We start from the raw sequence: 19,309 nt of genomic DNA, 5'->3' as shown, positions 1-19,309 counted from the left end.
TTACCTTCAAACTAAAAAAAACAAAATCAACTCAAATCAAAAAAACAATAAATTGACATTTGTTTTTTTATCAATTATCTTTGCACAAACAACTACACCATGAATTATTTTTCTTCTGATTTCAAATTAGGAATTCTCGGTGGCGGACAACTGGGCAAAATGCTATTGTTTGACACCCGAAAATTCGACATACAAACTTATGTTTTGGACCCAAGCGATGAAGCGCCTTGTAAAATTGCCTGTGACCAATTCTTCAAAGGGGATTTAATGGACTTTGAAACGGTTTACAATTTTGGTAAAAAAGTGGACGTTTTGACTTTCGAAATTGAGTTGGTTAATCTGGAAGCTTTGGTAAAACTCGAAGAAGAAGGATTAAAAGTATTTCCTTCACCAAAAACGTTGAAACTCATTCAAAACAAAGGAATTCAGAAAGATTTTTATATTCAACATGCCATACCAACAGCAAATTACAAACGATTTAATAATATAAAAAGTCTAATTGTTGATATTTTGGATTCTAAAACAAAACTTCCGTTTGTCTGGAAATGCACGGAATTTGGATATGATGGAAATGGCGTAAAAGTGATTCGACACATTTCGGATTTGGATAATTTAGCCAACGTAGAGTGCATTGCCGAAGAAATGGTTCCGTTCAAAAATGAATTGGCCGTTATCGTTTGCCGCAATCCTTCTGGTGAAATAAAAACTTATCCTGTGGTAGAAATGGAATTTCATCCCGAAGCCAACCAAGTGGAATATGTGATTTGTCCTGCTCGAATTGATGATAAAGTTGCCGAAAAAGCAAGAGCAATCGCATTGAATGTTTCCGAAAAATTCAATCATGTGGGATTATTAGCAGTTGAAATGTTTCAAACCGAAGATGATGAAATCCTCGTTAACGAAGTCGCTCCACGCCCGCACAATTCAGGTCATTATTCTATTGAAGCAAGTTATACGTCGCAATTTGAAAACCATTTGCGTGCAATTCTTGATTTGCCTTTGGGAAATACGGACAGTAAAGCAGCTGGAATTATGGTAAATCTAGTAGGTGCCGAAGGATTTTCTGGAAATGTACTCTACGAAAATATTGAAAAAATACTAGGCTGGAATGGTGTTACACCACACATTTACGGAAAAAAACAAACACGTCCTTTTAGAAAAATGGGACATGTAACCATCGTTAATGAAGACATCGATGAAGCAAGAAGAATTGCTGAAGAGGTGAAGAACACGATTAGAGTAATAAGTTAATTGAAAGATTGAAAAAAATAAAGATTGAAAAATTCAGAACACCAACTAAATTGAATTTCTCAAAAATCTTTAAATACTTAAATCTTTAAATCTTTAAATAAGAAAAAATGAAAGTAGCCGTAATAATGGGAAGCATATCCGATATGCCCATCATGCAAGAAGCCATCGATATCCTAAAAGCATTCGAAATTGAAATTGAAGTCGATATAGTTTCGGCACACAGAACACCAGAAAAATTATTTGATTTTAGTCAGAACGCACACACTCGCGGCATTTCTGTAGTAATTGCAGGTGCTGGTGGTGCTGCACATTTACCTGGAATGGTCGCATCCATGTCGCCACTTCCAGTAATTGGCGTGCCAATAAAATCAAGTAATTCTATCGACGGTTGGGATAGTGTTTTATCCATTCTGCAAATGCCCGGTGGTGTTCCCGTAGCAACCGTTGCTTTAAACGGCGCGAAAAACGCAGGAATCCTTGCCGCTCAAATCATAGGAAGTCACAATAAAAGTATACTAGAGAAAGTAATTAAATACAAAACCGGATTGAAAGAAGCCGTTATCATCGCTTCCGAAAGTCTACAGAAATAGAAAAAGCTCCATAACGGAGCTTTTTTTCATTTATTTAAACCTTGAAACGGTTATTCAGCATCAACTACAATTTCAAGAACTCCTTCAAATTCTGATGCAATAATATCGTCTTTGCTTAACCAATATTCAGAAGTCATAATCGTATAATTTACATTATCCGTAATCTTAACATCCCATAAAATGTCTTCGGCTTCTGGGAAAGGCGCGTTTTCCGACATTTGGCTGTCAAATAATCTTTTGATCAAATTACTACCTGACAATCCGTTGTTTAATAATTTTAAAATACTTTCTTTAGTCAATTCATTTTCATTTTCACCCTCTGCTGGCGCCAAACTACATTCAATAATAGTAGCTTTTGCATTTAGAAAAGTACCGTTATAGGCTTTAAAAAGCAATTGATTAATATGAAACAAAGTCGAATGCAATCCAATTTCCGGATATTCCTCACATACTTTATCCAAAAGCATATCATTTGAAATTTGCTGAATCTGACCTTCATTCAAATCTTCTGATAATTTATATTCCAGAACAATTGCAGCAGCATCTCTGGCTTCAAAATCAGAAATTGCCATAAATAACAATTCTCTTAAACTCGCAGGATCCGCCTCCGCAGCATCCGGATAATCAAACTTTTCCAAAAGTTTTATATAATCCTCATTTGTCCAATATTCTTCAACCTCATCAACAGTATTCGCTCTATTTATTGTAATTTGATAATTCATCTTTTCTTTTAATTTATTATATTTTTTCTGATTCGTCTTTTATAAAACCAATCATTTTTTTACAATTTAAGGCTTTATTACTGCCAAACGAAATAAATAACATTTAAATAACACTTTTGAATCTGCTATTTTGGTCCAAATCAATTCCCTCGACAACCCCATTTTTTTTATTAAATCCGTACCTTTGATTTCTTTAAACATCGAATTATTTTTATTACAAAATACAAATGAGCATCCTAACACACCATTTCAATACGAAATATAACACTGCACCTTTTTCGAAAATTAAAAACGAAGATTTTCTTCCTGCTTTTCAAAAAGGAATCGAATTGGCAAAAGCCGAAATTGATGCTATTGTTCGAAATCCGCTAAAACCGACTTTCGAAAATACAATTGAGGCATTAGCATTCAGCGGCGATGTTTTGGACAGAATCTCAAGCATCTTTTTCAATTTGAATTCAGCAGAAACTAATGATGAAATTCAGAAAATTGCACAGGAAGTTTCACCTTTACTCTCTGAATTCGGAAACGATGTGCGCCTTAATCCGGATTTATTCGCTCGAGTAAAAACGGTCTATGAGCAACGAGAAAAACTGAATCTTAATCCGGAACAAACCACGCTTTTGGACAAAAAATACAAAAGCTTTTCCAGAAATGGAGCGAATTTACCGGAAGACAAAAAGAATCAATTGCGAGAAATCGACAAAGAATTATCAAAATTAAGTTTGCAGTTTGGCGAAAATGTTTTGGCCGAAACACAAGCGTATCAATTGCATATTACAAATGAATCCGATTTAGCCGGTTTACACGAAGGAACAATCGAAGCCGCTCATTCTTTAGCTAAAAGCCTAGAAAAAGAAGGTTGGATTTTCACGTTGGATTACCCAAGTTATGTTCCATTTGTGACGTATGCTGATAATCGTGAATTGCGCAAGAAAATGGCAATTGCTTTTGGTGCCAAAGGTTTTCAAAACAACGAATTTGACAACCAAGAAATCGTGCTAAAAATTGCAAAATTACGTTTTGACAGAGCACAGGTTTTAGGTTATGCCACTCACGCTCATTTTGTGCTTGAAGAACGCATGGCAGAAAGTCCGGAGAAAGTAAAAACATTCTCGAATGATTTACTAGAAAAAGCCAAACCGGCCGCTTTGAAAGAATTTGCACAATTGACTGCTTTCGCAAAAGAGCTTCACGGAATCGAGCAACTCGAAAAATGGGATGGCGCATATTATTCGGAGAAATTGAAGCAGCAATTATTCAATTTGGACGATGAAATATTAAAACCGTATTTTCAATTAGAAAAAGTTCTGGACGGTGCTTTTGCAGTAGCACAAAAATTATTTGGAATTACTTTCGAAGAAATTTTCGAAGTGGATAAATATCATGAGGAAGTAAAAACGTACCAAGTAAAAGACGAAGAAGACCAATTAGTCGCTGTTTTCTATGCTGATTTCTTTCCAAGAAAAGGGAAACGCAACGGTGCTTGGATGACGTCTTTTAAATCACAGTACATTAAAAAAGGAAGTAACGAAAGACCGCATATTTCAATTGTGTGTAATTTCACAAAACCTACTGAGACGAAACCATCGTTGTTAACTTTCAACGAAGTGACAACTTTGTTTCATGAATTTGGTCACGCCTTACATGGGATGTTAGCCAACACCACTTATCCAAGTTTATCAGGAACTTCAGTATATTGGGATTTTGTGGAATTACCAAGTCAGATTTTAGAAAATTGGTGCTACGAACCGGAAGCATTGGCTTTATTCGCATACCATTATGAAACCGGCGAAATGATTCCGATGGAATTAGTACATAAAATCAAAGAAAGCGCGAGTTTCCAAGAAGGAATGGCAACCATGCGCCAATTGAGTTTTGGATTATTAGATATGGGATGGCATGCGCAAGATCCTTCCAATATTAAAGATATCAAGGTTTTTGAAACCGAACAGTTCGCAGCCACACAATTGTATCCTGATGTAAAGGAGAATGCAATGAGTACTTCGTTTTCACACATATTTCAAGGAGGGTATTCATCTGGGTATTACAGCTACAAATGGGCCGAAGTGCTAGATGCTGATGCTTTTGAATATTTTCAGGAAAAAGGTATTTTCAATAAAGAAGTGGCAACTAAATTCAAGGAAAATGTACTTTCGAAAGGCGGAACAGAACATCCGATGATTTTGTACAAACGCTTCAGAGGACAGGAACCAAAGCCAGAAGCTTTGTTACGAAGAGCAGGATTACTTTAGAAACATAATTATTGAAAACCCGGAGTAACAGACTTCGGGTTTTTTAATAGCATTCCAACACACCCAAAAATTAAAACCAACAAAAGATGAGTTTTTTAATAGCCGAATGGAACAATTTAGCAATGATTAATTATGTGGTCAATCCCGAAATTCTGCAAAAGTATGTTCCTGCAGGAACGGAAATAGATTTTTGGAACGGCAAATGTTATGTTAGTTTTATTGGATTCCTATTTGAAAATGTTCGTGTTTTGGGAATGAAAATACCGTTTCATTCTGATTTTGAAGAGGTAAATCTTCGGTTTTATGTGAGACGTTTTGAAAACGGTGTGTGGAAAAGAGGTGCGGTTTTTATCAGTGAAATTGTTCCAAAATATGCAATTTCATTTGTGGCCAATACCTTTTACAATGAGCATTACCGAACTTTGCCCATGAAACATACGCTAAAAGTAAATGAAAACTCCCGAGAATTTATATACCAATGGAAAGTGAATAATAATTGGAATACCATCCAGGTAGCAACACAAAAAAATCCCATTGCAATTGAACCCGATTCTGAAGCTGAGTTTATCACGGAGCATTATTTTGGCTATACCAAAATCAATGAAAATGAAACTTTTGAATACCAAGTCACCCATCCCAGATGGCAGCAATATGAAGTAACCAGAAACGAATCCGTTATTGATTTTGAAAGTGTTTATGGAAAAGAATTTGCTTTTATTAAAGATTTAAAACCCACTTCTGTATTTCTGGCCATAGGCTCGAAAATCACTATTGAAGACAAACGAAAAATAAAACTGTAATGACCAGAATAAAAATTCGGACCAAAATAAATGCACCCATATAAACTGTTTTTGACATTTCCAGAGATATTGATATGCATCAAAAATCTGCCAGTCCTACAAACGAAATCGCTATTGACGGCGTTACTTCTGGATTGATAAATTACAACGAAACGGTAACTTGGCGTGGCAAACATTTTGGTTTTTACCTGACTCATAAAAGTAGAATAACAGCGATGAATCTCTACGATTATTTTGTGGATGAAATGGAGGAAGGAAAATTTAAATCTTTTCGCCATGAACATATTTTTTACAAAAAAAACGGATTAACCGTTATGAAAGACAAAATACATTACGAAGTACCCTATGGTTTTTTTGGAGAATTATTTGATTTGTTGTTTTTGAAAAATCACATGATTAATTTTATTCTCGAAAGAAACAAAGTATTGAAAACCCTATCTGAAAGTAAGCAGTAGAAATCGAAACACTGTGTAAATAAAAACCCAAACTATTTCAAAAATTCCCTCAAATTCTCTTTACTTGTTGTAACATACTATTCACCAATTAAACACTTTTTTATGTGAATACCTCGACCAATTTTAGCTTTTTAAAATAACAACAGCAACAACCACCAAACTATCGGAATGCTTTCTACATAAAAAGAAGTATAATATTTTGATTGTTTTTCTTTGGCAAAAAGCAGAAATAATGCAATCATCAGCACTAAAATCAAGTTGATTATTAACTGATTTTTATCAAAAACACTTTTGAAAAACTCCAGAAAATAAAATGGAATCAAAAGTAAAATCCCCAATATTTTGGTTCGGTTTACTCCTATTTGCTGCGGTACGGTTTTAAGATGTGGATCATCATTTGCCAAATCAATGACTTCAAAAATAAGGACCAATACAAAAATCAATACAAAGCGTTGCATACATTTTAGATAGAAATCCAGGTTTATTGATATGCCCGCATCTAAAATTGGCAATCCCAACGTCACACCAACCCAACACAACGCCACGATATAAATTTTGACACCAGCCCAATTCCTTGCATTTTTTTTATTTGGAAAAAAGGGAAGCGTATACAGCAATGTGACACTCAAAAAAGCAATAGCAACAATCTGGGTAACGCGTTCCAACTGAAAAAAATAAAAGCCAACCAAAATAAACGAACAAAAACTGAACAAAGTAATTGCTTTAAGTTCCTTCCGCATTTGTATTTTTTTGGCTCGAGCCAAAGCATCGTATTTCACAAAATTATAGCCGACAATCGTTCCGAAAAAAGCAAACTGAGCAACTGCATCGCCTTCCGGAATGTGGAACATGTGTTGCGTCATTCTGACCAAGGCATAACACGAAAAAGCCACGTGAATACTACTATTAATATAGAAATCAAAAATTAATTTAAAAAACCTCATTAGACAAAATTAATCAAAGTGTTAATAAGAACGGCTTTTAGTTGAAAAATTCACAGAAAATCAAGTAAAAAAAGGCAATTAATAGCATATTAATATTTAATTTTACAGCCTTTTAAAACAAGAAACACACAACCCATTTTATATACAATGAAAACAGACGCTTTTGCATTAAGACACATTGGCCCAAGAGAAAATGATTTAGAACACATGTTGAAGACGATTGGGGCAGAAACACTGGAACAATTGATTCAAGAAACGATTCCAAGTGACATTCGTTTAAAATCTGATTTAGACTTAGAACCTGCAATGACCGAATATGAGTTTGCAAATCACATTCAGAAATTAGGGAATAAGAATAAAGTTTTTCAATCGTACATAGGTTTAGGGTACAATGCAGCAATTATTCCTGCAGTAATCCAACGAAATGTATTTGAGAATCCAGGATGGTACACTGCTTACACACCGTATCAAGCTGAAATTGCTCAAGGTCGTCTGGAAGCAATTTTGAATTTCCAAACTATGGTTATCGAATTAACCGGAATGGAAATCGCTAATGCTTCTTTATTAGACGAAGGAACTGCTGCTGCAGAAGCAATGGCATTACTTTTTGACGTTCGTTCTCGTGACCAAAAGAAAAACAACATTAATAAATTCTTCGTTTCTGAAGAAATATTACCACAAACTTTATCTGTTTTACAAACACGTTCGACACCAATCGGAGTTGAATTAGTAGTTGGAAACCATGAAACATTCGATTTTTCATCGGAATATTTTGGAGCAATCCTGCAATATCCGGGGAAATTTGGACAAGTTTATGATTATGCCGCATTTATCGCTAAAGCTGCTGAAAACGAAATAAAAGTAGCTGTTGCTGCTGATATTTTAAGTTTAGTAAAACTGACTCCTCCAGGAGAAATGGGCGCTGCTGTAGTCCTTGGAACTACACAACGTTTCGGAATTCCTTTAGGTTACGGTGGTCCACACGCTGCTTACTTCGCTACAAAAGACGAATACAAAAGAAGTATGCCAGGAAGAATCATCGGTGTAACTGTTGATACCGACGGAAATCGTGCCTTGCGTATGGCGTTGCAAACACGTGAGCAACACATCAAGCGCGATAAAGCAACTTCAAACATTTGCACTGCGCAAGTTCTATTATCAGTTATGGCAGGAATGTATGCCGTTTATCATGGTCCAAAAGGATTACAATACATCGCTGACAAAGTTCACGCTTCTGCAGCGACGTTGGCAAACGCACTAGAAAAATCAGGTTATCAACAAACCAATACCGCTTTCTTTGACACTATCGTTATTAAGGCTGATGCCAAAAAAGTAAAATCGATTGCTGAAGAAAACGAAATTAACTTCTATTACGTAGACGACAATACGATTTCAATTTCCTTAAACGAAACAACAAGTATTACCGATTTAAATAAAATTATTGCTGTTTTCGCTTCTGCAAATGGAACTCCGGTAAACACTATTGAAAGTTTATCAGAAACCAATCATTTCCCAGAAAACGTAAACAGGACATCAACGTTCTTGCAGCACGATGTTTTCAATAAACACCATTCAGAAACCGCTTTGATGCGTTACATCAAAATGCTGGAAAGAAAAGATTTAGCGTTAAATCACTCGATGATTTCACTAGGTTCTTGCACCATGAAACTGAATGCTGCTTCAGAAATGTTACCTCTAAGTATGGCACAATGGAATAACATTCACCCGTTTGCACCATTAGACCAAGCACAAGGATATCAAGAAATGTTGGCTAAACTAGAACAACAATTAAATGTCATTACTGGTTTTGCCGGAACTACTTTACAACCTAATTCAGGAGCTCAAGGTGAATATGCCGGATTAATGGTTATTCGTGCGTACCACCAATCCAGAGGAGATCACCATAGAAATATTGCTTTAATTCCATCATCGGCTCACGGAACAAATCCAGCTTCAGCAGCGATGGCAGGAATGAAAGTTGTGGTTACTAAAACATTAGAAAACGGAAATATCGACGTAGAAGATTTACGTGAAAAAGCACTTTTACACAAAGACAATCTTTCTTGTTTGATGGTTACATACCCATCGACTCACGGTGTTTTTGAAAGCGCAATTAAAGAAATCACACAATTGATTCACGATAACGGCGGACAAGTATATATGGATGGTGCGAATATGAATGCACAAGTTGGATTAACAAATCCTGCAACTATTGGTGCTGATGTTTGTCACTTGAACTTACACAAAACATTCGCTATTCCTCATGGAGGTGGTGGACCTGGTGTAGGACCAATATGTGTAGCGCCACAATTAGTTCCATTTTTACCAACAAATCCTGTAATTCCAACTGGTGGAGAAAACGCTATTACGGCAATTTCTGCTGCGCCATGGGGTTCCGCTTTGGTTTGTTTAATATCATATGGTTATATCTGTATGCTTGGTGCTGAAGGTTTGAAACAATCTACTGAATATGCAATTTTAAATGCGAACTATATTAAAGAGAAATTAAACGGTCACTATGATACGTTGTATTCTGGAGAAATGGGTCGTGCGGCACACGAAATGATTTTGGAATGCCGTCCATTTAAAGAAAAAGGAATTGAAGTAACTGATATTGCAAAACGTTTGATGGATTATGGTTTTCATGCTCCAACCGTTTCGTTCCCTGTTGCCGGAACTTTAATGATTGAACCTACCGAAAGTGAAAATTTAGAGGAATTAGACCGTTTTTGTGATGCGATGATTGCTATCCGAAAAGAAATTGAAGCCGCTACTTTAGAAAACCCAAATAATGTATTAAAAAATGCACCACATACTTTGATGATGGTTACCACTGATAACTGGAGCTTCCCATACACTCGTGAAGCAGCAGCATTTCCACTAGAATACATTGCCTTAAATAAATTCTGGCCTACCGTTCGTAGAGCAGATGAAGCATACGGCGATAGAAATTTAGTTTGTTCTTGTGCACCGATTGAAGCATACATGGAAAGCTAAATAATAACTTAAAATGTCTCGAGAAATCGGGACATTTTTTTTTATAAAAATTACTTATCGAAAATTATCATTAAATTGCAACAATAACAACTGTATTTTCACTTACGAGATTAAAGAAATAAAATTCACACCAAAACTTATAATTCGTAATGAAATAATCAATATTTTTGCCAATAAATTATTATTTCACAATTATATGCACGCATAGTAAATTTTGTGAGTGTAGTAAAATTTTAATGATTAAATTAGCATCAAATTTTGGAAATTTAACGCAATGAAAATAAAAATAGCTGGAATAGGAAGCTATATTCCTGAGAAAAAAGTAAGTAATACTGACTTTGGCGAACATGTTTTTTTGAATGAAGATGGAACCGCATTTGGTTATCCTAACGAAGTCGTAATTAAAAAATTCAAGGGCATCACCGGAATCGAACATAGGCGATATGCTGATGACCATTTAAATTCATCTGATTTAGCTTTTTTTGCTTCTCAAAAAGCAATTGAAAATGCTGGGATCGATCCGGAAACAATTGACTACATTATATTTGCACACAACTTTGGAGATGTAAAACACGGAACAATTCAATCTGATATGCTTCCAAGTTTGGCCACTCGCGTCAAAAATAAATTACAGATAAAAAATCCAAAATGTGTCGCTTACGACATTCTTTTTGGATGTCCAGGCTGGATTGAAGGTGTACTTCAAGCCAACGCATTCATCAAATCAGGAATGGCGAAACGCTGTTTGGTTATTGGTTCCGAAACGCTATCTAGAGTGGTAGATGCGCACGATAGAGATTCTATGATCTATTCTGATGGAGCTGGAGCTTCTATTATTGAGGCTTCCGATGATGAAACTGGAATGCTGTCTTATGAAAGTGCAACGTATGCTAACGACGAAGCTAATTATTTATATTTCGGAAATTCATACAATCCGGATTTAGACCCAGACACCCGTTACATCAAAATGTACGGACGTAAAATTTATGAATTTGCATTAAACAATGTTCCTACAGCAATGAAAAGTTGTTTAGACAAAAGCGGACTTGGAATTGACGATGTAAAAAAGATTCTCATTCATCAGGCCAACGAGAAGATGGATGAAGCAATAATTCAACGTTTTTACAAATTATACGATAGGCCTGTTCCTAAAGACATTATGCCTATGAGCATTCATGAACTTGGAAACAGCAGTGTGGCTACAGTTCCAACCCTTTTTGACTTGCTAGTTCGTGGTGAAATCGAAAACCAAGAAATCCATAAAGGCGATGTTATGATTTTTGCTTCTGTTGGAGCCGGAATGAACATTAATGCCTTTGTTTACCGATATTAGTCCATTCAGGAATATGTCATTCAGGAGCTAATCCGGCTGTACATTACAATTCCTCACTACAAATCTTGTTTTTATAAGGTGCAAGAAAGCTTCTTTCAGTCGCTTTTTGCACCTTGAAAAACTACATTTTGAAGCTCCGGGATTTTCTTTCCATCCGGGCTAAAAAACAATGCCCAAAAACACATTTATTACTATATTTGTGCCTTCGTGCCCTAGCGGCAAAATCAAAAAAACATGTACGAAAAAACGTTTCCCAATAAAAGATTCAAACATACTTTAGAATTTTTAAAAAAACACGTCTCCACTTCAGAGACCATACTCGATTTAGGTGTTGAGAACCCTTTTTCTAAAATCATGAAATCCGAAGGGTTTTCAGTTACAAATACAACAGGAGAAGACTTAGACAAAGACCAATCAGTATTTTCAATTGAAAAACAGGAAGTAGTAACCGCTTTCGAAATCTTTGAGCATTTACTAAATCCTTACACGATTTTAAGTGAAATAAAATCAGAAAAACTTATTATTTCCATTCCATTGCGTTTGTGGTTTTCACCAGCTTACCGCAGTAAAACTGATATGTGGGACAGACATTACCATGAATTTGAAGATTGGCAACTGGACTGGCTTTTGGAAAAAACAGGTTGGAAAATAATAGATAGAGAAAAATGGACCAATCCCGTTAAGAAATTTGGAATTCGACCATTGCTAAGAAAGTTCACGCCAAGATATTACATCGTTTACGCCGAAAAAATAAAATAATGAATTACTACATTGTCATTCCGGCGCATAACGAAGAAGCTTTTATAGCTTTAACATTAGATTCTTTGATTTCACAAACCGTTTTGCCAAAAAAAATTGTCGTTGTCAATGATAATTCAACGGATAAAACTGCCGAAATAGTAACAGCGTTCGCTAATAATAATCCTTTTATTACTTTAGTAAATAAAACATCTGAAGCGATACATTTGCCAGGAAGCAAAGTTATTCAGGCTTTTCACAAAGGTTTTGAAACACTAGACGAAAATTATGAAGTGATTGTAAAACTGGATGCCGATTTAATTCTACCCAACAATTATTTTGAAACTATTTTAAACATTTTCAAAAACGATGCTACGATAGGAATGGCTGGCGGATTCGCTTACATCGAAAAAAATGGCGAATGGATTCTGGAAAATCTTACTGATAAAGACCATATTCGTGGTGCATTCAAAGCGTATAGAAAACAATGTTTCCAACAAATAGGAAATTTAAAACCTGCTATGGGTTGGGACACGGTTGATGAATTGCTATCAAAATTCTATGGTTGGAAAGTGGTTACTGATGCTTCATTAATTGTAAAACATTTGAAACCAACCGGCGCAAACTACAACAAAACAGCCCGATACAAACAAGGAGAAGCATTTTATACTTTAGGTTACGGGTTCCTTATCACTTCTATCGCTTCTGCAAAACTGGCGATGATGAAGAAGAAACCGCTGCTCTTTATAGATTATATTAAAGGGTATTGGAAAGCTAAAGCGGCCAAAACGCCTTTATTGGTAACAGAAGAACAAGCAAAATTCATTCGGAAATATCGGTTGAAAAAAATGAAAGAAAAGCTTTTTTAGCCAACAAAATCAAAAAACTGCTGAACCAAAAGGGATAACTCCTGACATTTTTTGTAATTTAGCCCATATTCGCAAAACTTATGATGCTCATTCGCTATATAACGCAAATAGGAAGATACTTCTTAATGCTGAAAGAAATTTTCAATAAACAGACAAAATGGTCTGTGATGAAAAATCTAATTTTTAAAGAAATTGATGATTTAGTTATCGGTTCATTAGGTATTGTTGCCTTCATTTCCTTCTTCGTTGGAGGGGTTGTTGCTATTCAAACAGCCTTAAATCTTACAAACCCTTTAATTCCAAAATACCTTATCGGTTTCGCAACAAGACAATCCGTAATATTAGAATTTGCACCTACTTTTATCTCGGTGATTATGGCTGGAAAAATGGGTTCATTTATTACCTCTAGTATTGGAACAATGAGGGTTACAGAACAAATTGACGCACTGGAAGTGATGGGAGTAAATTCATTGAATTACCTTGTTTTCCCTAAAATAATTGCTTTACTATTGTATCCGTTTCTAATAGGAATTGCCATGTTTCTGGGTGTTCTCGGTGGATGGATGGCTGGTGTTTATGGTGGATTTATTTCAAGTGCTGAGTTTATAAATGGAACTCAAATGGATTTTATTCCGTTTCATATTGTTTACGCTTTCATTAAAACATTGATTTTTGCGATGTTATTAGCAACTATTCCTTCTTTTCACGGTTATTATATGAAAGGCGGTGCTCTAGAAGTTGGTAAAGCCAGTACCGTTTCCTTTGTTTGGACATCGGTTTCCATAATACTTTTCAATTATATATTAACGCAGTTGTTACTAGGATCATGATAGAAGTAAAAAACATAGAAAAATCATTTAACGGAAATAAAATTCTTAAAGGTATTTCGACGATTTTTGAAACCGGAAAGACAAATTTAATTATTGGACAAAGTGGATCCGGAAAAACGGTCTTACTTAAAAGTCTGTTAGGCATTCATACGCCAGAATCTGGGACTATTTCATTTGATGGCCGAATTTACTCCGAATTAAATCCGGATGAAAAACGAGAATTGCGAACTGAAATCGGAATGGTTTTTCAAGGAAGTGCCTTGTTTGACTCGATGACTGTGGCTGAAAATGTTGGTTTTCCGTTGCGAATGTTCACTAAAGACAATAATAAAAAAATTCAAGAGCGTGTAGACTTTGTATTAAAAAGAGTCGCTCTAACGGATGCGCACAAAAAATTACCATCTGAAATTTCAGGAGGAATGCAAAAAAGGGTGGCGATTGCTCGCGCGATTGTAAACAATCCAAAATACCTCTTTTGCGATGAGCCAAACTCTGGTTTAGATCCAAATACAGCAATCTTGATTGATAATCTTATCAAAGAAATCACTGAAGAATACAACATCACAACGGTTATAAATACCCATGATATGAATTCTGTGATGGAAATTGGAGAAAAAATTCTATTCCTTAAAGATGGTTTAAAAGCTTGGGAAGGAACTAAAGAAGAAATTTTCAGAACCGATAATGAGGCTGTTGTTGCCTTTGTTTATTCTTCTAATTTGTTCAAAAAAGTAAGAGAAGCATATTTGAAAGAATAGAAGGCTAACTTGATTTCAACAATTCTACCTCAGCATTAGGATTGAATAAATAAGTCTTTCCAGAACTCATTTCGAGACATTCAAAACGCTTAGTTCTTATCGCTATTTTTTTGAAAATCTTTCCGTTTTGGATTCTGAAAACACTACCGTACGGAATTTCAAACACATAATTTTTATCATTTTGTTGGTCAAATTGTTTCAATGCCAAAGCTAATGTGGCATCAGTATCGCTACTGGCTGTTGGATTTTTGAAATGCCTCGCTAATAAAGGCAACAAATGATTCGGGAAAATCTCTGGCCGAATATAGGGAATCATCAACCGCTGAAAAGAATATTTCCACTCGTTTCCATGCGGTTTAATGTTTCTTCCAAATTTTTCAAACGCAACCAAATGAGAAATTTCATGAATTAATGTAATCAAGAACTTGTATTTATTCAGATTTGAATTTACCGTGATTTCATGCTTTCCGTTCAACCCTTTTCGATAATCACCGTGACGCGTCTGACGCTCGTTCACAATCTTAAGATGCACCTGATTGGCAACAATAAGTTCGAAAACGGGTTTTACCGCATGCTCTGGAATATATCTAGCTAAGGTTTCGCTCAAAACAATTAGAAATTATTAGTTATGAATTATGAGTTACGGATTCGTAGAAGAAACTTGCAGCACTTTACCGTTGAAATATTTATTGCCAGTCAAAGTGAAATCATAAATATAATTTGCCATATCACCCGCTGATATTGGTGCTTGATAGCCTGGAAAAGCTTCAGCCAGCATTTCTGTTTGAACGGAACCCAAAGCCAAAACATTGAACGAAATTCCACGCTCTTTGTATTCTTCAGCTAACAATTCAGACAAAGTAATAACTGCACCTTTACTCGAGCTATACGCTGCTAATCCGGCAAACTTTAAACTTCCCTGAATTCCGCCCATAGAACTTATTGTTACCACATGGCTTCCTTTTTGTAAATAAGGCAGGCAAATTCGAGTCAAATTAGCAACTCCAAAAACATTTACTTTATAGATATTTTCAAAATCTTCCTGAGTCGTTTCTGAAAAGGGCTTCAGCAATAAACTTCCAGCATTATGAATGACCGCATCTATTTGTTTCCAAGACTTAGAAAGGAAATCGCTTACTTTCATTAATTCAGACTCAGTGGATAAATCAACTGAAAGACAGGTAATATTTTCATTACCCAATAAAGCTTGAGGAATTTTTCTCGAAATAGCTAACACTTGGTGTCCGGCATTGGCAAATTGCAATGCCAACTCAAATCCTATACCTCTACTCGTTCCTGTGATGATAATATTTTTCATGTAGCAAAAATAAACAAAAACAGTAAAAAAATAATGCTTTATACAAAGGATTGTTGCTGTAATAAAAATTAAAAATTCCTATAATTTTACTTATTTTTGGTAAACCAAATTAACATCAGATTTAAAAAAAATGACAGATAACATACAATTCGAAATTGCAAAAATAATTGATATTGATGGCGTATTGGCATTACAGGAATTGTACCTTGTAGCTAATCTATCCGAAGAAGAAAAAGCTTCGGGCTTTGTTACTACACCATTTACCGTCGCGCAACTAACCGAAGTTATCCATGAAAACAACTTATTTATTGCCAAAGACAACAACAAAGTCATTGCTTACATTTTTGCCGGAAGTTGGGATTTTTTCAAACAATGGCCGATTTTCAATTACATGAGTTCATTGTTTCCGGAACTGACCTTTTTAGATTTTGACATCACCACTACCAATAGTTTTCAATACGGCCCCATTTGCATTCACAAGGAATATAGAGGAAAGGGATTGATAACCCCACTTTTTGAGTTCATGAGAAAACACGTTGTTAAGAAATACCCATTGGCTTTGACCTTTATCAACAAAGTAAATATCCCGTCTACTAAAGCGCATATCCAAAAACTAAAATGGACCATTATTGGGGATTTTCAATTCAACAATAATGAATACTTTATTTTGGCGTATGATATGAAAAAGGCAGTTTCTTCAACTATTTGAGCATTATGATTTCTTGTGTCGGGGAGTTTGCCATTTGCGTTACAGCAGGTAATAATTCCTGAATAAAAGAAGTCATGTGCGGAATATCCATCGCTTTGAAATCATCAGAAACATGATGGTAAAATTCAAAATTTTCAAAATCAAACGTACTCACAGACTGACAAGGCACTTTAAAAAGTTCGTAAAAAGAATAGTTATCGGATCTGTAAAATAATTTATATTCGGCTTCTTTTGGAAGAAAACCAATCGTATTTTTCCCAGTATATCCATTGATTTTATCTGCCATATTAGATTTATCAAAACCCGTTATATAAGCCAAATAATCTCTTTTCATTGGCACACCAATCATTTCAATATTGAACTGCGCATACAATTTAAAATCTTGTGCTTTCAATTTTTTGGCCAAATGTTTAGAGCCTAACAGCCCTTTTTCTTCTCCAGCAAAAAATACAAAAAGAATACTTCGTTTATTATTTTTAGCGGTACTGAAATATTTTGCCATTTCAGCAACTGCAGTTGTTCCTGAAGCATCATCATTTGCACCGTTGTTTATAAAATCACCATTTACCCCATTTTTATCCAAACCAATATGATCGTAATGTGCGCTTAAAATTATAAATTCATTCTTTAGAACCGGATCATTTCCTTCAACAACACCTACAACATTGAAGGCAGTTTCCTTAAAAGTTGTCAACGTATCGCGATACGATTTGAAATAAGGCTTTACATTGTTATCCTTGAAAAACTGCTCTAAATAATCCGCCGCTTTTACCATTCCTGCTTTTCCGGTTTCTCTTCCTTCTAATTCATCCGAAGCTAAATATTTTAATGTTTTAGCGACATCATTTTCTTTTACTTTATACTCGATTGACAGCGGTTCACTTGTTGTGGTCTCAGTCACAACCGAAGAAATTGGTTTGCAGCACAAGAAAAGAAATGGAAGTAACAGAAAAACTTTTTTCATAATTAAAGCGGATTTTTGGTTAGTAAAATGATATAATTTAGCATTAACTTTTATATTCAGACTCTTTCTCGATAATATTTTTTGTACACTTTAACTATTTGAAAAAAAGCTAAAACCACAAAAAATGATGGAATTACAATTGGAATTATATATTTAGAAAAGCTTGCTGTATTTTGAGCTAAAACATTCAACATCAGAACCAAACTCAACATTCCGACAAATGTACCTATTAAAGTCCCTGCAATATAAAACAGTTTGCGTTTATTTACAATGGATATATAATTACCATTGATCAGATACATATTCCAACCGGTCCAAAATGGTACTTGAAGAAAATTGATTGCACTCAAAAAAACACCTATTAACAAGGGCGAATACATCGCATATTTTTCTAAAACACCTTGCTGATCCATTGTTTGATTAGCACTTGCATAGAAAGAATAGCCTATTATCAACAGGAAGAAAATGGCGAAAAAATCAATAATCTTCATTAATTTTTTATTGTTAACTAATTGTTTTGCAAAAATTAAAGTGAAATAAATTACAAACATCTCGACAAAAATCACTCCCAATAAAAAGAAAACCAAGCTGTTCATTCCTAACTTTGAATAGATTTCAAAACCTATAACATTCAAATATCCTAATGGTATTGAACCGATAAAGCTCACTAAAAAACCAACAAAAATGTTCTTTAATGCTTTCATGATTTTAGAAATTTACAATTTTATTGCTTTGTTCCAAATGCATTCTGTATTCCTTCATCCCATCTTTATGCAGTAAATAGGGAGCGCCATTTTTATGGTTTGCCACACTTATTTCATACATATACGTAATGTGACGCGCAAGTTCTTTCCATGCAAAAAACAAAGAATGTTTTGGGTCATAAATATGGGTAGGCTCACTTGCAGCGCCATTCAGTTCAACGACTGAAAAATTTAACCCTTGTTCTAATTCTTCAATTGTATTATACATCACATCCAATCTTCCAAAGTAGAAACCTGGAATTTGGAGACACATTTCGTTGATAGTTTGTGTCAATTTTGGTGTTATCCAATGACTTCCATCAATGAATTTTGCACCTCGTGCATGATTCCCATAAGGTACTAAATTCAATTTTTCCCCTTTTGGAAGAATATCGAGTAGTTTTTTTCCGTATTCCTGTTTCAAAACCTTTAATTGCAGTTCGTACCGAGGATTTTCTTTGATTAATTCCTCTACGGTAGAGAATCCGTTTCCGGTAATAATCAGAAATTCTTTAGAAACTATTCCTGTAATTCTACCTGCTTTTTCATGAGGATAACGCACATAAAAAATCCCAACTTCATTCTCGTACGGAATTAAATCCTGCACCACATAATCAAAATTTACTTTTTTAGCATATTCTTTTAAATCTAGAACGGTATTGATTTTTTTGACGCCAGATCCTCGCAGTCCAATATCTGGTTTTGCAATTAAAGGATATTTTATTTTCACTGCTTCAATCACATTTAAAACATCTTCAAGAGCAGTTCCTTCTTTTATTAATTCCGTTTTTGGGTAATACTGTTGTGGAATCAAATTATAGATTTCTTTTTTGGACTCCATCATAAAACCGCCATTTTTTATGGTTGGATTAGAAGCATTAAAGAAAAAAATAGATTTTGCCTTGATCGAATAATAAGACCATAAAAAATAAATAGGAATGTAAACAATCTGGAAAGGCCAATATTCCCAATGCGTAATTTTATGAAAAAATAGTTTGCTTCGCCTGTTCGTCATAACTCGGGTCAATGTTTG

Annotated in this window: 19 protein-coding genes; 12 read left to right on the top strand and 7 right to left on the bottom strand. The window is 34.9% G+C overall.

Annotation, left to right across the window (positions count from 1 at the left end; genetic code table 11):
• The first annotated feature begins 99 nt into the window (after window positions 1-99).
• Both G7A72_RS11610 and purE read left to right on the top strand, forming a co-directional pair.
• Entirely contained in the window at window positions 100-1,251 is a 1,152-nt protein-coding gene (locus G7A72_RS11610) for a 5-(carboxyamino)imidazole ribonucleotide synthase (RefSeq protein WP_165152599.1), read from the top strand.
• A 107-nt stretch (window positions 1,252-1,358) separates the two neighbouring features.
• Window positions 1,359-1,841, top strand: a complete 483-nt coding sequence (gene purE, locus G7A72_RS11605) for a 5-(carboxyamino)imidazole ribonucleotide mutase (RefSeq protein ID WP_165152598.1) — start codon at window positions 1,359-1,361, stop codon at window positions 1,839-1,841.
• A gap of 50 nt (window positions 1,842-1,891) precedes the next feature.
• On the opposite strand, the gene G7A72_RS11600 is transcribed toward purE, so the two are convergent.
• Window positions 1,892-2,563, bottom strand: coding sequence for a hypothetical protein (locus G7A72_RS11600; RefSeq protein WP_165152597.1), 672 nt, complete (start codon window positions 2,561-2,563; stop codon window positions 1,892-1,894).
• 227 nt (window positions 2,564-2,790) lie between these two features.
• On the opposite strand from G7A72_RS11600, the gene G7A72_RS11595 reads away from it, so the two are divergent.
• From G7A72_RS11595 to G7A72_RS11585, 3 genes are all read left to right on the top strand, one after another.
• The gene (locus G7A72_RS11595) at window positions 2,791-4,818 is read left to right on the top strand and encodes a M3 family metallopeptidase (protein WP_165152596.1); all 2,028 of its coding nucleotides are present in this window, start codon (window positions 2,791-2,793) and stop codon (window positions 4,816-4,818) included.
• An 86-nt stretch (window positions 4,819-4,904) separates the two neighbouring features.
• The gene (locus G7A72_RS11590; protein ID WP_165152595.1) at window positions 4,905-5,618 is read left to right on the top strand and encodes a YqjF family protein; all 714 of its coding nucleotides are present in this window, start codon (window positions 4,905-4,907) and stop codon (window positions 5,616-5,618) included.
• Window positions 5,619-5,692: 74 nt separating this feature from the next.
• Window positions 5,693-6,073 (top strand): SRPBCC family protein, encoded by a 381-nt coding sequence (locus tag G7A72_RS11585; protein WP_241258506.1) that lies wholly within the window; start codon window positions 5,693-5,695, stop codon window positions 6,071-6,073.
• Window positions 6,074-6,204: 131 nt separating this feature from the next.
• On the opposite strand, the gene G7A72_RS11580 is transcribed toward G7A72_RS11585, so the two are convergent.
• A complete protein-coding gene (locus G7A72_RS11580) occupies window positions 6,205-7,017 on the bottom strand; it encodes a hypothetical protein (protein WP_165152594.1) in 813 nt (270 codons plus the stop codon).
• Between the two features lie 147 nt (window positions 7,018-7,164).
• Between G7A72_RS11580 and gcvP the strand changes: the two genes are divergently transcribed.
• The 6 genes from gcvP to G7A72_RS11550 all read left to right on the top strand — a co-directional run bounded on the left by gcvP (window position 7,165) and on the right by G7A72_RS11550 (window position 14,542).
• Window positions 7,165-10,014: an aminomethyl-transferring glycine dehydrogenase gene (gene gcvP / locus G7A72_RS11575; protein ID WP_113666946.1), complete on the top strand. Its 2,850-nt coding sequence runs from the start codon at window positions 7,165-7,167 to the stop codon at window positions 10,012-10,014.
• A 274-nt stretch (window positions 10,015-10,288) separates the two neighbouring features.
• Window positions 10,289-11,347, top strand: a complete 1,059-nt coding sequence (locus tag G7A72_RS11570) for a 3-oxoacyl-ACP synthase III family protein (protein ID WP_165152593.1) — start codon at window positions 10,289-10,291, stop codon at window positions 11,345-11,347.
• A gap of 234 nt (window positions 11,348-11,581) precedes the next feature.
• On the top strand, window positions 11,582-12,106 hold the full coding sequence (locus G7A72_RS11565) for a class I SAM-dependent methyltransferase (RefSeq protein ID WP_165152592.1): 525 nt from the start codon (window positions 11,582-11,584) through the stop codon (window positions 12,104-12,106).
• A complete protein-coding gene (locus G7A72_RS11560) occupies window positions 12,106-12,954 on the top strand; it encodes a glycosyltransferase (RefSeq protein ID WP_113666943.1) in 849 nt (282 codons plus the stop codon). The genes G7A72_RS11565 and G7A72_RS11560 overlap by 1 nt, the downstream gene beginning before the upstream one ends.
• Window positions 12,955-13,034: 80 nt before the next feature.
• Entirely contained in the window at window positions 13,035-13,784 is a 750-nt protein-coding gene (locus tag G7A72_RS11555) for an ABC transporter permease (protein WP_113666942.1), read from the top strand.
• Entirely contained in the window at window positions 13,781-14,542 is a 762-nt protein-coding gene (locus G7A72_RS11550) for an ABC transporter ATP-binding protein (protein ID WP_113666941.1), read from the top strand. Before G7A72_RS11555 ends, G7A72_RS11550 begins: the two co-directional genes overlap by 4 nt.
• 4 nt (window positions 14,543-14,546) lie before the next feature.
• Here the strand turns inward: G7A72_RS11550 and G7A72_RS11545 are convergent, their stop codons facing one another.
• Window positions 14,547-15,149: a SprT-like domain-containing protein gene (locus G7A72_RS11545; RefSeq protein ID WP_113636767.1), complete on the bottom strand. Its 603-nt coding sequence runs from the start codon at window positions 15,147-15,149 to the stop codon at window positions 14,547-14,549.
• Between the two features lie 33 nt (window positions 15,150-15,182).
• The gene (locus G7A72_RS11540; protein ID WP_165152591.1) at window positions 15,183-15,860 is read right to left on the bottom strand and encodes an SDR family oxidoreductase; all 678 of its coding nucleotides are present in this window, start codon (window positions 15,858-15,860) and stop codon (window positions 15,183-15,185) included.
• 130 nt (window positions 15,861-15,990) lie between these two features.
• Here G7A72_RS11540 and G7A72_RS11535 point away from each other — a divergent pair, with 130 nt between their 5' ends.
• Window positions 15,991-16,569, top strand: a complete 579-nt coding sequence (locus G7A72_RS11535) for a GNAT family acetyltransferase (RefSeq protein ID WP_165152590.1) — start codon at window positions 15,991-15,993, stop codon at window positions 16,567-16,569.
• Here the strand turns inward: G7A72_RS11535 and G7A72_RS11530 are convergent.
• From G7A72_RS11530 to G7A72_RS11520, 3 genes are read right to left on the bottom strand one after another with little or no spacing between them, the layout of a single operon-like run.
• Window positions 16,562-17,533, bottom strand: a complete 972-nt coding sequence (locus tag G7A72_RS11530) for a M20/M25/M40 family metallo-hydrolase (protein ID WP_165152589.1) — start codon at window positions 17,531-17,533, stop codon at window positions 16,562-16,564. The genes G7A72_RS11535 and G7A72_RS11530 overlap by 8 nt on opposite strands.
• A gap of 56 nt (window positions 17,534-17,589) precedes the next feature.
• Entirely contained in the window at window positions 17,590-18,237 is a 648-nt protein-coding gene (locus tag G7A72_RS11525) for a hypothetical protein (RefSeq protein WP_165152588.1), read from the bottom strand.
• Between the two features lie 4 nt (window positions 18,238-18,241).
• Entirely contained in the window at window positions 18,242-19,291 is a 1,050-nt protein-coding gene (locus G7A72_RS11520) for a D-alanine--D-alanine ligase (protein ID WP_165152587.1), read from the bottom strand.
• Window positions 19,292-19,309: the final 18 nt, after the last annotated feature.

The sequence above is a fragment of the Flavobacterium sp. Sr18 genome (assembly GCF_011064265.1).
Lineage (GTDB): Bacteria > Bacteroidota > Bacteroidia > Flavobacteriales > Flavobacteriaceae > Flavobacterium > Flavobacterium petrolei.
The sequence above is the reverse complement of the archived record's forward strand: the minus strand, read 5'-3'. Positions and strand labels throughout refer to the sequence as shown.

What these genes read in the sequence shown, in the direction of transcription:
- G7A72_RS11610 (WP_165152599.1), top strand. Translation starts at nt 100, where the DNA reads ATGAATTATTTTTCTTCTGATTTCAAATTAGGAATTCTCGGTGGCGGA.
- G7A72_RS11565 (WP_165152592.1), top strand. Translation starts at nt 11,582, where the DNA reads ATGTACGAAAAAACGTTTCCCAATAAAAGATTCAAACATACTTTAGAA.
- G7A72_RS11520 (WP_165152587.1), bottom strand. Translation starts at nt 19,291, where the DNA reads ATGACGAACAGGCGAAGCAAACTATTTTTTCATAAAATTACGCATTGG.
- G7A72_RS11590 (WP_165152595.1), top strand. Translation starts at nt 4,905, where the DNA reads ATGAGTTTTTTAATAGCCGAATGGAACAATTTAGCAATGATTAATTAT.
- G7A72_RS11585 (WP_241258506.1), top strand. Translation starts at nt 5,693, where the DNA reads ATGCATCAAAAATCTGCCAGTCCTACAAACGAAATCGCTATTGACGGC.
- G7A72_RS11600 (WP_165152597.1), bottom strand. Translation starts at nt 2,563, where the DNA reads ATGAATTATCAAATTACAATAAATAGAGCGAATACTGTTGATGAGGTT.
- G7A72_RS11535 (WP_165152590.1), top strand. Translation starts at nt 15,991, where the DNA reads ATGACAGATAACATACAATTCGAAATTGCAAAAATAATTGATATTGAT.
- G7A72_RS11560 (WP_113666943.1), top strand. Translation starts at nt 12,106, where the DNA reads ATGAATTACTACATTGTCATTCCGGCGCATAACGAAGAAGCTTTTATA.
- G7A72_RS11570 (WP_165152593.1), top strand. Translation starts at nt 10,289, where the DNA reads ATGAAAATAAAAATAGCTGGAATAGGAAGCTATATTCCTGAGAAAAAA.
- G7A72_RS11550 (WP_113666941.1), top strand. Translation starts at nt 13,781, where the DNA reads ATGATAGAAGTAAAAAACATAGAAAAATCATTTAACGGAAATAAAATT.
- G7A72_RS11525 (WP_165152588.1), bottom strand. Translation starts at nt 18,237, where the DNA reads ATGAAAGCATTAAAGAACATTTTTGTTGGTTTTTTAGTGAGCTTTATC.
- G7A72_RS11555 (WP_113666942.1), top strand. Translation starts at nt 13,035, where the DNA reads ATGATGCTCATTCGCTATATAACGCAAATAGGAAGATACTTCTTAATG.
- G7A72_RS11530 (WP_165152589.1), bottom strand. Translation starts at nt 17,533, where the DNA reads ATGAAAAAAGTTTTTCTGTTACTTCCATTTCTTTTCTTGTGCTGCAAA.
- G7A72_RS11580 (WP_165152594.1), bottom strand. Translation starts at nt 7,017, where the DNA reads ATGAGGTTTTTTAAATTAATTTTTGATTTCTATATTAATAGTAGTATT.
- G7A72_RS11595 (WP_165152596.1), top strand. Translation starts at nt 2,791, where the DNA reads ATGAGCATCCTAACACACCATTTCAATACGAAATATAACACTGCACCT.
- gcvP (WP_113666946.1), top strand. Translation starts at nt 7,165, where the DNA reads ATGAAAACAGACGCTTTTGCATTAAGACACATTGGCCCAAGAGAAAAT.
- purE (WP_165152598.1), top strand. Translation starts at nt 1,359, where the DNA reads ATGAAAGTAGCCGTAATAATGGGAAGCATATCCGATATGCCCATCATG.
- G7A72_RS11540 (WP_165152591.1), bottom strand. Translation starts at nt 15,860, where the DNA reads ATGAAAAATATTATCATCACAGGAACGAGTAGAGGTATAGGATTTGAG.